The organism is Petrotoga miotherma DSM 10691, from assembly GCF_002895605.1.
Classification (GTDB): Bacteria; Thermotogota; Thermotogae; order Petrotogales; family Petrotogaceae; genus Petrotoga; species Petrotoga miotherma.
Genome location: NZ_AZRM01000003.1, coordinates 11,148 through 25,095, shown reverse-complemented (window position 1 = coordinate 25,095; position 13,948 = coordinate 11,148). Strand labels below are relative to the sequence as shown.

The window sequence follows — 13,948 nt, the reverse complement described above, 5'->3', positions numbered from 1 at the left end:
ATTGTCACAAATATTTACGCGGATCCGCTATTTTACCCTCTATACAAGAAGCTGCCACTGTGGCAGGTGATCCCAAATAGATGAAAGCTTTGTTGTTCCCCATTCTTCCTTTGAAATTTCTATTCGCGGAAGAAATTACATTCTCTCCATCAGAAGGTACTCCATTGTGTGTACCGACACAAGGCCCACAGCCTGGGGCAACTACCGTCGCTCCTGCTTGAATTAAAGTTTGAATTATTCCCTCATTCATAGCTTTTAATAAAGTATCTTTAGATGCAGGAGCCACAATAAGTCTAACACCCTTATGGATTCTCTTGCCTTTTAAGATATTCGCAGCTATTCTTAGATCTTCAATTCTTCCGTTAGTGCACGTACCTAACAAACCTTGATGTATAGGAATACCTTCAACTTCACTAATTGGACTAACATTATCAACGGCATGGGGTTTGGCAATTTGAGGTTCTAAATCGCTGACATCAAATTTATATATTTCTTCATAATTTGCACCTTCATCTGGTTCGTAACTTTTAAATGGTTTATCAGTTCTTTCCTTTACCCAATTTTCAGCTTTTTCATCAAGTTTTATCAAACCGACTTTGGCTCCCATTTCCACTGACATATTAGAAATGGTAAATCTTGCCTCAACCGATAAATTATCAATAACTGGGCCCTCAAACTCTACAGCCTTGTAAGTTGCTCCATTGGCGGTCAGATTCTTTATAATATACAACGCAACATCCTTAGAATAAACACCTGTTGGCAGAGAACCTTCTAAAACAATTTTTACACTTTGTGGTACCTTAAACCATAACTTACCACTCGCCATAGCAATAGCCAAATCTGTTGAACCGACACCCGTTGAGAAACAATTAATAGCCCCATAAGTACACGTGTGAGAATCAGCCCCTATTACGATCTGTCCAGGTAAGGCATGGCCTTTTTCAGGAATTAATTGATGACATATACCCTCACCGATATCGTAAAACTTCGTACCGTAATTGCTACTAAAATCTCTCATCAACTTATGTAAGGCAGAGACTTTTTCACTTGGACTGGGTGCATTGTGGTCTATTACAAAAGCAACTTTTTCAGGATTCGCAACTTTTTTTGCTCCAACATTTTCAAACGTCTTAATAGCTAATGGAGTGGTTCCATCTTGCCCCATCATGAAATCAACATCAACTATCACTATTTCCCCTGCTTCCACATCTCTACCTAAATGATCACTGAATATCTTTTCAGATATTGTTTTGTAGGTTGACATCCTTTATCTTTTCCTCCCTCATTTCATTGTATAGATAGATTAACTCTTTATCGAATAGGCTTCTTTTAAGCTGAACAGATAGAGATCTTACCCTTTTTAAAATCTCTTCTGCTTGTTCTGGAGTTAGATCTATATCGTACTCTTTAAACTTTGCAACAATAGCGTTCCTCCCGGAATGTTTTCCAATAAGTATTTGTCTTTGTAATCCTACTTCTTCTGGGGAGAAAGATTCGTATGTTTTTGAGTCTTTTAATACACCGTCTGTATGAATGCCTGATTCGTGGGCAAAAACATTATGACCTACGATTGTTTTTGATAAAGGAAGCACCCTTCCTGAAGCCTTGGCAACATATTCACAAACTTCTTTTAGTAAATTAGTCTTTATTCCCAAATCATTTTTGTAAATGTATTTAAGAGCCATCACTACTTCCTCTAAAGCTGCATTCCCTGCCCTTTCACCTAATCCATTTACAGTAACACCTGCGTATTTAGCGCCTGCTTTTATTCCCGCTAACGTGTTTGCAGTAGCTAAGCCAAAATCGTTGTGGGTATGCATCTCAACATCGATACCAACTTCGTCTATTATTCTTCTGATATGTTCGTAGATAGAAAATGGTTCCATCATTCCAACGGTGTCACAGTATCTTAACCTATCTGCACCTGCTTCTTTAGCCTCTTTAGCAAACTTTATAAGAAAATCCATATCACTTCTAGAGGCGTCTTCAGCGTTTACAGATACGTATAAATTGTGTTTTTTGGCAAATTTTGTAGCAACCACCATACTTTTTAATACCCAATCCCTATCTTTTTTTAATTTGTGTTTGATGTGAATATCTGAAGTGGAAATAGAAATTGCAACCGCATCGACACCACAATCTATGGATTCTTCAATATCCTTTATAACTGCTCTATTCCAGCCCATAATTGAAACACCTAAGTTTAACTTACATATCTTCTTTATGGCTTCCTTTTCATCTCCTCCCATCGTGGGAATCCCGGCTTCGATCTGATAAACACCTAACTCTGCTAACATCTTCGCTATTTGGACTTTCTCTTCATTTGCAAATACCACCCCGGCAGTTTGCTCTCCATCTCTTAAAGTTGTATCAACTATATATACGTTACTCACGTTCTTTTGTACGTTCTTCTTTCCATTACATTTAGAAGAATCGTACCCTCCCTCCTTTCAGTTTTATATACTCTCTTCAGAAACTCTAAAACCTTATGTAAGCGCCCCTTCACCCCGCTGCCCACCCATAAGGATAAAAGTTCTTTTGATTTTTTTAATTATACCTTAAATTTAAAGATATATCAAGTTCATGGAAAGATTCTTATTATATCAAGACCTTTATTTTCAGGCAATCCAAACATTAAATTCATATTTTGTACTGCCTGACCACTGGCACCTTTCATTAAATTGTCAATCACGGACATGATTATTAAAGTATTTGTATGCTCATCAATTTCAAAACCTATTTGGCAAAAATTGGAGCCAGCCACACTTTTTGTAGATGGATACTTTCCAGGGTTCAGAATTTTTATGAAATAATCGTTTTTATAAAACTCTTGGTAAAGATCGTAAACCTCATTTAAGGTTATATCTGATCCCAAATTACAATAAATCGTACTTAAAATTCCTCTTGTCATAGGAACAAGATGTGGGGTGAAAACAATTTTTACCTCTTGTTTCATTATCTTTGATAACTCCTGCTCTATTTCTGGAATATGTCTATGTTTAGCCACGTTATAAGGTTTTGTATTTTCGTTACATTCTGAATATAAGTTACTAAATTTAGGTTCATGACCAGCACCTGATACCCCAGATTTACTATCAATAATTATGTTTTTATCTGATACAACTCTATTTTTTAAAACAGGGGCTAATGCCAAAATCACACTAGTTGGATAACAACCTGGATTGCCCACAATTTGAGCGTTTTTTATCTTTTCCCTATTTAACTCAGTTAATCCGTAGACCTTGTCATATTTATCGTATTCTATGTCATCATTTAAACCATACCACTTTTGGAAGATATTAAAGTCATCGAAACGAAATGCAGAACCTAAATCTATCAACCTCTTACCTGCATCCACTACCATCTGAGCTATTTCAAAAGTTAGTTCGTGAGGTAAAGTTGAAAATATTATATCGCTAGTAGCAACCGCTTTTTTGAAAGCATCACCCTCTAATATGAGATCACAAATTCCTTGTAGTCCCGGATAAACTTCTGAAATTAATTGGGATTCAAAGTTTTTTGATGACAAATAAGTTATTTTAGCATTTGGATGTTTTGAAAGAATTCTGATTAATTCAATTCCTGTGTACCCTGTTGCCCCAAGTATACCAACCTTCATACATCTTCCTCCCATCTTGCTGCCCCAATTGTTTTACGGCGTTTTAGAATATTTTTTAGATCTAAAAATTCATATACATCCTCATCTATCAACTGACAAAAATTTCTAAATTCAGAAATATTAAGCTCTTCTAAGGAGACATTTTTTGTTATAGCATATGCAACTAATTTTCCAACTATATCGTGAGCGGTTCTGAAAGGGATCCCTTTTTTGACCAAATAATCTGCCAGATCCGTTGCATTGAGATAGCCAAATTTTACCGCCTCTTCCATCTTTTTTTCGTTCACGCGTATCGTTCCTAACAAACCAATAAATACCTTTAAACAACCTTTTAATGTATCAACGGTATCAAACAGAGGTTCTTTATCTTCTTGCATATCTTTGTTATATGCTAGGGGTAAGCCTTTCATAGTTGTTAAAAGGGCAAACAAATTTCCATATACCCTACCTGTTTTACCCCTGATTAATTCAACGGAGTCTGGATTTTTCTTTTGTGGCATTATACTACTTCCAGTCGAATATTGGTCACTTAATTCTACAAAATTGAACTCTTGGGTAGACCAAAGTACTACTTCCTCAGAAAATCTACTCAAATGCATCATTATCAAGGAAGCTAATGATAAGAATTCAATGATAAAATCCCTATCGCTTACTCCGTCAATACTGTTTAGTGAAACTTCTTTAAAGTCTAACAATGAAGCCACATACATTCTATCTATATCGTATGACGTTCCAGCTAAAGCTCCTGAACCTAAAACCAAAACATTCACTCTTTTTAAAGAATCTTTCAACCGTTCTATATCCCTTTTAAACATCTCCATGTAAGCTAATAAATGATGTGAAAATGTGATAGGTTGAGCTCTTTGCATATGTGTGTAACCGGGCATAATTTTGTTTTTGTGCTTTTTGGAAAGTTCCAATAAAACAGCGTTTAATTGGCCTAATAAATCTATAATTTTTAATATTTCATTTCGTAAATACAATCTTTCATCTGTTGCTATTTGGTCGTTCCTACTTCTTGCTGTGTGAATTTTTTTGCCAACGTCTCCTATCTTTTCAACCAACATTTGCTCTACCAATGTGTGCACATCTTCTACCATTGGAATCTCTTCAAACTTTTCTTCTTTTATTTCTCTTAACGCTCTTTCAATTTGTTCAAACTCTTCGTCAGTAATTATTTTTGCCTTTTTCAACCCTTTCGCATGGGCTAAAGAAGCTTCTATATCGTAGGGCAATAATCTGATATCGACATTTATCGATGAATTAAAAATTTCCATATCTTCTGCAATTTTTTCTTTAAACCGACCACCCCACAATTTCATTGTTCTCCTCCTACAGTCGTTTTGTTATATTTTTGATTTTCAACAAAATGCTTCATCTGATAAGCTCTCATCTTCAAAGGTAGTCCAAACAAGTTTATAAAACCTTCTGCATCCTTTTGATCATAAATCTTATCTTCTCCAAATGTAGCTAACTCTTCGTTGTATAAGGAATATGGTGAACTTAATCCTGCAATTATAATGTTCCCTTTGTAAAGTTTCAATTTCACAACACCGGTAACAACCTTCTGCGTTTCATTAACAAAAGCATCTAAACTTTCTTTCAACTGAGAGAACCACAATCCATTATAAACAAGATCCGCATACTTTTGTGCCACTAAATCTTTGAATCTTGACGTTTCTTTGTCAAGTACCAAGCTTTCCAGTTCTTTATGTGCAGTATATAGTAATGTTCCACCTGGAGTTTCATACACACCTCTTGATTTCATTCCAACTAATCGATTTTCTACGATATCTGCAATCCCCACACCATTTCTTGATGCAATTTCATTGGCTTTCTTTATCAACTCTACGGGCGAAAGTTCTTCTTCGTTTATCTTCACTGGAATCCCTTTTTCAAATTCTATGGTTACATATTCAGCAACATCGGGTGCTTTTTCAGGTGGAGTAACCATATCGAATAACTCAGGTTTAGGTTCATTCCATGGATCCTCTAAATCTCCTCCTTCATGGCTTATATGCCATATATTTTTATCTACACTGTATATTTTTTCTTTGGTTATAGATATTGGAATTCCCTTCTTTAGGGCATAGGCAATTTCTTCCTCCCTAGACTTAATTTCCCATATTCTCCAAGGAGCAATAATTTTTATAGAAGGATCTAATGCCTTAATAGATACTTCAAATCTTACTTGATCATTACCTTTACCTGTACAACCATGAGCAATAACATTTGCACCTTCTTTTTGGGCAATCTCAACCAGTTTTTTTGCCATTAGAGGTCTTGCAAAGGATGTTCCCAATAAGTATTTACCCTCGTAGATTGCTCCAGCTTTTAAGGTTGGAAAAATATAATCGGTTACAAATTCTTCCACAACATCTTCTACGTAAACCTTACTTGCACCACTTGAAATAGCTTTTTTTTCGATAGCATGAGTTTCCTCTCCTTGACCTACATCGATACATACCGCAATAATTTCACAATCATACTTTTCTTTTAGCCATGGTATGATTACAGATGTATCTAACCCTCCTGAATATGCCAATACTACCTTTTCCCCGGTTTTCATAAATGATTCACCTCTTTTTGATATTTGTAGATTTTTTAGTAGATTATGATAATAATCTACATATTCGTTCAAGGACTGTACATTATTTTTCCCAATTTTGCAATTCTTTGTTGCTTCAATTGATTTTTGAGCTGTTTCCAATGCTGTAAATATTGGAATGCTGTTTTCTAAACATGCTCTTCTTAACTTGAATCCAAAGTTGGATACGTTCTTCCCTTTTGTAGGTAAATTAATAACCATTGAAAAATAACCTTTCTTTACTAACTCTAATGATTTTTGATGATTTATCTCTTTTATTTTAATATCTATCAATTTAAAAGCTTCTGCTGTCCCGGTGGTTCCCCACAATTCGTATCCACAGCTTTGAAGATATTTAACAAAACTTTTACTCCCCTTTACTACTTTTTCTGGAAATGATAATAGTACATTACCTGTAGAAGGAACATCCAAATGAGCGCTTTTAAAAGCTTTATACATCGCATTATGATAATTGAAATCGATGCCAAGAGTTTCCCCTGTGGATTTCATTTCTGCGCCTAATGCAACTTCAACACCTGGCAATTTCTCTAATGAAAATATTGGTGCTTTAACCACCGTATATGGGATTTTCGGATAAAAAGGTTCGTAATACCCAAGTTCTTTCAAGTTATTACCTAATGCAATTTCAACCGCGAGTTTTATCATAGGGATTCCCGTTACTTTACTGATTATTGGAACTGTCCTTGAAGCCCTAGGATTCACTTCTATAACGTAAACTTTTCCCTCTTTCACGATAAATTGAATGTTTATTAAACCTTTAACGTTCACCGCTTTTGATATTTTTTCAACGTATCTCACAATTTCTTTCTCTTCTAATTCAGACAAGCTTTTGGCAGGAAATACAGCAAAACTATCACCTGAATGAATTCCCGCTTTTTCAATATGTTCCATTATTCCAGGAATTAATACATTTTCTCCATCAGAGACTGCATCAACTTCAGCTTCTATCCCTTCTATATATTCATCTATTAGAACTGGTCTATTGGGTGATAAGCCTAAAGCATGTGATAAATACTCGAATAATTCATCTTCGGAATTAACCTTTTCAATAGATTGTCCTCCTATCACATAAGAGGGTCTAACTAAAAGAGGAAACCCTATACGGTTAGCAATTTCTCTAGCTTCATCAAATGAAGTAACGTACCCACCACGAGGATGGTTGATCCCTAACTTTTTCAACAACAGCGAAAATCGTTTTCTATCTTCACACAAGTCAATATCCTCATATGAAGTTCCCAAAATTTTGATTCCACGTCTTTCGAGATCTTCGCTTAGATTCAAAGCAGTTTGCCCTCCAAACATGACCATTGTTCCCATTGGATCTTCTTTTTCTATGATATTCAAAACATCTTCTTGAGTAAGGGGTTCGAAGTACAATCTATCACCTGTATCAAAATCTGTACTGACGGTTTCAGGATTATTGTTTATGATGATTGATTTGATACCTTTTTCTTTTAATGCCCATAGAGCTTTAACTGTACAATAATCAAACTCTACGCCCTGTCCGATTCTTATTGGGCCTCCACCTATCACAATGACTTTTTTTATGTCCTTGTGAACTTCTATTTCGTCCTCTTCACCATAAGTTGAGTAGAGATATTGTGTTACTGAATCAAACTCCGCTGCACATGTGTCAACCATTTTGTATGATGGGGTAATACCATAGCGTTTTCTCAATTCTCTAACTTCATCTTCTGGTAAACCTTTTAATTCAGATATTTCTTGATCTGAAAAGCCAAGAACCTTTGCTTTAAGTAAAAGGTCGTAATTCAATTGGGAAAATCTAATACTATTTTCAAAATCGACGATGTTTTTTATTTTTTCTAAAAACCAGTTATCTATATAAGTTAATTTATGAATATCAAAAACCTTATAACCTCTTCTAAGTGCTTCGGCAATATGAAATAATCTTTTTTCGTTTGGGATGTGTAAATGTTCTACTAATTCTTCATCGCTCTCATTTTGCACCTCTTTAATTCTCAAGCCTTTAATTTTCATATCAAGGGAGCGAACTGCCTTTAATAAAGAACTTTCAAAGGTACGTCCAAGTGCCATCGTTTCACCAGTAGATTTCATTTGCGTACCTATTTTTCTATCAGCTTGATAAAACTTATCAAAAGGCCAACGGGGAATCTTTGTTACAACATAATCTAAAGATGGTTCAAAAAAAGCCGTTGTTTTTCCAGTAACGGGATTTTTTATTTCATCCAAAGAAAATCCTAACGCGATTTTCGTAGCAATTTTTGCTATCGGATACCCGGTTGCTTTGGACGCTAAGGCACTGGATCTACTCAAACGAGGATTCACTTCAATAACTCGATATTCTTTGTTAGAAGGATTGAGGGCAAACTGAATATTGCAGGCACCTTCTATCTTTAAAGCTTTTATTATCTTAATGGATGAGTCCCTTAACATTTGATGTTCTTGATCTGTCAACGTTTGAGAAGGTGCCACAACTATACTATCTCCAGTGTGAATTCCAACAGGATCAAAATTTTCCATATTACATACGGTGATGCAATTATCAAAAGAATCTCTAACTAACTCGTATTCGATCTCTTTCCAACCCAATAACGATCTTTCTATTAAGACTTCTTTCATCATACTCTTTTTCAGCCCATTCTCTACAAATTCGATTAACTCTTGTTCGGTGTAAGCGAATCCACCGCCTGTTCCTCCTAAAGTGTATGCTGGGCGTATTATCAAAGGATACCCAACTTGGCTAGCAAAATTTAGGGCTTCGGATACTGTTGACACAGTGAGGCTTTCAGCGATAGGTTCTTCAATTTCTTGCATTTTTCTTTTAAATAATTCTCTACTTTCTGCTATTTTTATGGATTCAACTGACGTTCCCAATTCTTGAATATCGTACTTATCGATAATTCCACTATCTTTTAGTTGGATAATTAGATTTAAGCCTGTTTGTCCTCCCAATGTACCTAAAATTCCATCGGGTTTTTCTTTCTCTATAATGGAAATTAAAGTATCCATTTCAAGGTTTTCCATATAAACTACATCTGCTATTTCTGTATCAGTCATAATAGTTGCAGGATTGTTGTTTACCAATATTACTTTACACCCTTCTTCTTTTAATGATTTACAAGCTTGGGTTCCTGAATAATCAAATTCTGCAGCTTGACCTATTATTATTGGTCCAGAACCTATCACTAAAACACTTTTTATTTCGCGTTTTTTTGGCATTGTTGACCTCCCCGGAAGTATGTTTTTAGTTTCTATAGATTGAATCTTTGATTTTTTTAAAAATAAAAGTTGTATCGTGAACCCCAGGCCCACCTTCTGGATGAAATTGAACAGTAAAAATGGGATACTTCTTGTGCATAATTCCCTCGATACTATGATCGTTTAAATTGATGAAGGTGATTATTACATCTTTGTTTTTCACTGACTCTTTTTCAACCATATAACCGTGGTTTTGAGAAGTGATATAACATTTATTATTCAATAAATTCTTCACAGGATGGTTGGTACCTCTATGACCAAATTTCATTTTTACAGTATTAAAACCCAACGCCAAAGATATTATTTGATGACCTAAACAAATCCCAAAAAGTGGTTTCTCACCTATAAACCCCTTAGCTAAAAGTATTGCTTCTTTTGCCTTTTTTGGATCACCGGGGCCGTTGGAGAATAATACTAAATCTGGTTGAACTTTATCTACATCATTTTTACTACTGTTATATGGAAAAACGTAAAGATCGTAACCTTTAGATTTGAGCTGGTTTACTATATTTTTCTTAACTCCCAAGTCTATTAAGGCTATCTTTGGACCGTTCCCTTGAATTCTATAAATTTCCTTTGTTGAAACGCTATCAAGTAAATTCTCATTGGAAGTTGGAACTTCAAAATCCTCCTCTGTGGTTATCACACCATTCATACTACCTTCTATCCTTAACTTTTTCGTAAGGGCCCTTGTATCTACTTTACTTAAAATAGGCACTTCATGTTGGTTTAAATAATCTAAAAGTGAATACTGAGATGTGTGATGAGAGGGAAATTGACAGTAATCTTTAACTATCAAACCTTTGATGGTGGGTCTTTTTGACTGTAAATTCTCTAAATTTACACCATAATTTCCGATCAATGGATAGGTCATTACCAGTATTTCTCCTGCATAAGACGGATCCGTTATTGATTCTTCGTATCCAGTCATAGACGTGTTAAAGACAACTTCGCCTTGTCCAAAATCTTTTTTACTTATAATTTCTCCTTCAAAAATGGTAGAATCATTTAACTTTATAAATCCTTTCATCTTAATACCCCATTTCTACAAAAACTTCTTCGAGAATATTCATACCCTTGGCTATCTCCTCTTTTGTGATTATAAGAGGAGGAACAAATCTTAAAACATTGTGGTTTAAAAGATTTATCAAAAGTCCTTTTTCCATAGCTTTTTTTACTATATCACTGCCTTCTTCTATGTCTAACTTGACTCCAATCATCAAACCTTTTCCCTTAACCTTATCAATTATCGAATGTTTTTCCTTCATTGCTAATAATTGACTTTTGAAAAATTCACCATTTTCTTTCACAGTATTCAGAAAAGATTCTTGTGCAACGTTTTTCATAACAGCCATGCCAACTGCACAGGCTAATGGATTCCCACCAAATGTCGATCCATGATCCCCAGGTGTAAATACGTCAGCTTTTTCATTCACAACAAGCACACCGATGGGGAAACCACCACCTAAGGCTTTCGCAAGGGTCATCACATCGGGTACCACACCAGAATGTTCATAGGCAAAAAGTTTTCCGGTTCTTCCTATCCCTGTTTGAACTTCGTCAAAAATCAAAAGAAGATCGTTCTCATCACAAAGTTTTCTAACTTGTTGAAGATATTCATCTTTTGCTTCGTTTATTCCCCCTTCACCTTGAATAACTTCTAACATTACAGCACATGTATTTTCATCAATGGCCGACTTTAGTGAATTTATATCGTTATACTCTACGCTTTCAAATCCTTCCAATAGAGGTTCGAAGTTCTTGTGATATTTTGGCTGGGCTGTTGCCGTCAATGCACCGTAGGTTCTTCCATGAAATGAGTTCTTTGCCGTGATAATTTTGTATCTTCGCCCATTGTACTTAGTGTTTCCATATTTTCTTGCTAACTTAATCGCAGCTTCATTCGCCTCGGCTCCACTGTTGCAAAAAAAGGCACTTTTCCCAAACGATTTTTCACAGATCATCTTGGCTAACTGTATTTGATTACTATTCCAATAGAGGTTAGAAATATGGATCAATTTGTCAACTTGAGATTTTACCGATTCAACAACTGCAGGGTGAGAATGGCCCAAAGCATTAACGGCGATCCCAGCTACAAAATCTAAGTACTCTTTACCGTTTTCATCCCAAACCTTTATACCATTCCCTTGAACTAAAGTTATAGGAAATCTTGAATAAGTATTCATTACATACTTTTTATCTTCAGAGATTATCATTATCGTAAACCTCCTTCGCTATCATAGTTCCCACACCTTTGTCTGTGTATATTTCTAAAAGTAAAGCATGGGGAATTCTTCCATCTATTATATGTGCTCTTTTTACTCCGCCTTCTAACGCTTGGATGCAGCATTTTAACTTAGGAATCATTCCACCAGTGATAAATTCAGAATTCAATAAATCTTTTGCTTCTCTATATGACAGTCTTGAAATTACACTTTCTTCATCTTCTTTGTTTTTCAAGATGCCTTCTACATCTGTCAATAAAACAAATTTATCCGCCTTCAAAGAGGAAGCAATTTTACCTGCCGCTATGTCAGCATTAACGTTATAAGTTTTCCAATCTTTCCCAATTGCACAAGGAGCGATTACGGGGATATAATCTTTTTCAGTTAAATTCAAAATTACCTCTTTATTCACATTTATTAACTTACCAACATAACCCAAATCCCCTTGGGACAAATCTTTTTCTGCCAACAATAAATTTGCGTCTTTTCCACTCAATCCAACAGCCTTTCCCCCTATTTTATTTATCAACGATGTAATCTCTTTATTTACCTTACCAACCAACACCATCTCTACTATTTCCATAACTTTTTCATCAGTTACCCTTAATCCATTTACAAATTTTGTTTCTATATTTAAACTCGCAAGCATTTTATTGATATCTGGTCCTCCTCCATGAACGATAACAGGATTCAACCCAACATATTTCATAAGTACGATATCTTTTGCGATCATCGATTTAATTTGTGGGTCTTTCATAGCGTTACCACCAAACTTAATAACAGCAATACTTCCTGCAAATTTTTTTATGTAGGGTAAAGCTTCGATCAAAACTTCCGCTTTAGATATCTCATCGGAAAACTTTTCAGCTTTTATCATGTTCTGTACCCTCCATTTATTTCTACATATTTGTAACTAAGATCACATCCCCAAGAAATAGCACTCTCTTCACCATCTTTTAAATCTACAATAATTTTCAATTCTTTCTCACCGAGAATTTCTTTTGCTTTAATTTCGTTAAACTCAATAAAATGACCATCTTGACAAAGTTGAATCTTTCCTACACAACTTTGAAAACAGACATCTACTCTATTGGGATCAAAGTTTCCTCCTGAATAACCAGCGGCCGCTAACACCCTTCCCCAATTAGCGTCCTCTCCATGAATTGCTGTTTTTACTAGATTAGACTTGGCTATGGACCTTGAGATCAATTTAGCATCTTCTTTTGTCTTGGCATTTTTTACTTGTACCTCAAAAAATTTAGTAGCACCTTCCCCGTCTATCACAATTTTTTTTGCTAAATTTTCAACTACTTCATAAAGGGCTTTTTGAAATAAATTGTATTCGTGAGAATCTTCTGTAATTTCTTCGTTTTTAGCCTGCTTATTAGCCAAAATAAGAACCGTATCGTTGGTACTAGTGTCGCCATCAACCGTTATCAAATTGAAAGAATCATTAACTGATTGCTTTAAAGCTTTATTCAAGGCTGATTTAGAAATGTTTGCATCTGTCAAAATGAAAGACAACATTGTAGCCATATTGGGATGAATCATACCTGAACCTTTGGCAACCCCCGTTATTGTGATCTTTTTACCACCAATCACAACTTGTGTAGAATTAATTTTTGGGAAGGTATCTGTAGTCATTATCGCCTGTGCGAAACTTACAAGATCATCATTTGCTAAATCAATATTTTTTTCAAATGATTCTATGCCGTTTAAAATTTTTTCAATTGGCAATGGAACACCTATAACACCTGTTGAACTTACAAATACATCTTCTGGTTTTAAATTTAAGATTTCAGCGGTTTTTTCTGCCATGCTTATTGCATCTGAATATCCTTTTACACCCGTGCAAGCGTTTGCGTTACCACTATTCACAATAACAGCTTGCATTTCGTTATCCTTAATGTTCTCCATACTCAAAATAACTGGAGCCGCTTTAACTTTATTCGTGGTAAAAACAGCTGAGGCATTAGCCTTTTTTTCTGAGTATATCAGTCCTAAATCTTTTTTGAGCTTCTTGATCCCACAGTGAATTCCCCAGACTTTAAAACCCAATGGTAAAACAATACCTTCTTGCATTATTTCCGTACTTTCCATACACTAACCTCCCTCTATTCTTTTGAACTTACTGACTTTAGAAACTCTAAAAAAAACGGCTACATCTTAAAAGATGTAGCCGCATGGATTAAAACTCAATTAGGAGAATAACCATCTCCCAACCTCATAAGCACCCATTACCGGTGCTTATGATCC

Annotated in this window: 9 protein-coding genes; all 9 read right to left on the bottom strand. The window is 35.2% G+C overall.

Features of this window, described 5'->3' with window-relative positions:
- Nucleotides 1–4: 4 nt before the first annotated feature.
- Nucleotides 5–1,264 (bottom strand): 3-isopropylmalate dehydratase large subunit, encoded by a 1,260-nt coding sequence (locus X928_RS00165; protein WP_103077968.1) that lies wholly within the window; start codon nt 1,262–1,264, stop codon nt 5–7.
- Nucleotides 1,239–2,393, bottom strand: coding sequence for a homocitrate synthase (gene nifV, locus X928_RS00160; RefSeq protein ID WP_103077967.1), 1,155 nt, complete (start codon nt 2,391–2,393; stop codon nt 1,239–1,241). Before nifV ends, X928_RS00165 begins: the two co-directional genes overlap by 26 nt.
- Nucleotides 2,394–2,581: 188 nt before the next feature.
- Nucleotides 2,582–3,619 (bottom strand): N-acetyl-gamma-glutamyl-phosphate reductase, encoded by a 1,038-nt coding sequence (gene argC, locus X928_RS00155; RefSeq protein WP_103077966.1) that lies wholly within the window; start codon nt 3,617–3,619, stop codon nt 2,582–2,584.
- Nucleotides 3,616–4,941 carry an argininosuccinate lyase gene (gene argH / locus X928_RS00150; protein WP_103077965.1) on the bottom strand — a complete coding sequence of 442 codons (1,326 nt, stop codon included), beginning with the start codon at nt 4,939–4,941 and terminating at the stop codon, nt 3,616–3,618. The genes argC and argH overlap by 4 nt, the downstream gene beginning before the upstream one ends.
- A complete protein-coding gene (gene carB, locus X928_RS00145; RefSeq protein WP_103077964.1) occupies nt 4,938–9,428 on the bottom strand; it encodes a carbamoyl-phosphate synthase (glutamine-hydrolyzing) large subunit in 4,491 nt (1,496 codons plus the stop codon). The genes argH and carB overlap by 4 nt, the downstream gene beginning before the upstream one ends.
- A 25-nt stretch (nt 9,429–9,453) precedes the next feature.
- Nucleotides 9,454–10,497 (bottom strand): glutamine-hydrolyzing carbamoyl-phosphate synthase small subunit, encoded by a 1,044-nt coding sequence (carA, locus tag X928_RS00140; protein WP_103077963.1) that lies wholly within the window; start codon nt 10,495–10,497, stop codon nt 9,454–9,456.
- 1 nt (nt 10,498) lies between these two features.
- Nucleotides 10,499–11,683: an acetylornithine transaminase gene (locus tag X928_RS00135; protein ID WP_103077962.1), complete on the bottom strand. Its 1,185-nt coding sequence runs from the start codon at nt 11,681–11,683 to the stop codon at nt 10,499–10,501.
- On the bottom strand, nt 11,670–12,569 hold the full coding sequence (gene argB, locus X928_RS00130) for an acetylglutamate kinase (protein ID WP_103077870.1): 900 nt from the start codon (nt 12,567–12,569) through the stop codon (nt 11,670–11,672). The genes X928_RS00135 and argB overlap by 14 nt, the downstream gene beginning before the upstream one ends.
- Complete coding sequence (argJ, locus tag X928_RS00125) at nt 12,566–13,762, bottom strand: bifunctional glutamate N-acetyltransferase/amino-acid acetyltransferase ArgJ (protein ID WP_342749735.1); 1,197 nt, start codon at nt 13,760–13,762, stop codon at nt 12,566–12,568. Before argJ ends, argB begins: the two co-directional genes overlap by 4 nt.
- Between the last annotated feature and the right edge of the window lie 186 nt (nt 13,763–13,948).

What these genes read in the sequence shown, in the direction of transcription:
- X928_RS00165 (WP_103077968.1), bottom strand. Translation starts at nt 1,264, where the DNA reads ATGTCAACCTACAAAACAATATCTGAAAAGATATTCAGTGATCATTTA.
- argC (WP_103077966.1), bottom strand. Translation starts at nt 3,619, where the DNA reads ATGAAGGTTGGTATACTTGGGGCAACAGGGTACACAGGAATTGAATTA.
- argH (WP_103077965.1), bottom strand. Translation starts at nt 4,941, where the DNA reads ATGAAATTGTGGGGTGGTCGGTTTAAAGAAAAAATTGCAGAAGATATG.
- carB (WP_103077964.1), bottom strand. Translation starts at nt 9,428, where the DNA reads ATGCCAAAAAAACGCGAAATAAAAAGTGTTTTAGTGATAGGTTCTGGA.
- carA (WP_103077963.1), bottom strand. Translation starts at nt 10,497, where the DNA reads ATGAAAGGATTTATAAAGTTAAATGATTCTACCATTTTTGAAGGAGAA.
- X928_RS00135 (WP_103077962.1), bottom strand. Translation starts at nt 11,683, where the DNA reads ATGATAATCTCTGAAGATAAAAAGTATGTAATGAATACTTATTCAAGA.
- argB (WP_103077870.1), bottom strand. Translation starts at nt 12,569, where the DNA reads ATGATAAAAGCTGAAAAGTTTTCCGATGAGATATCTAAAGCGGAAGTT.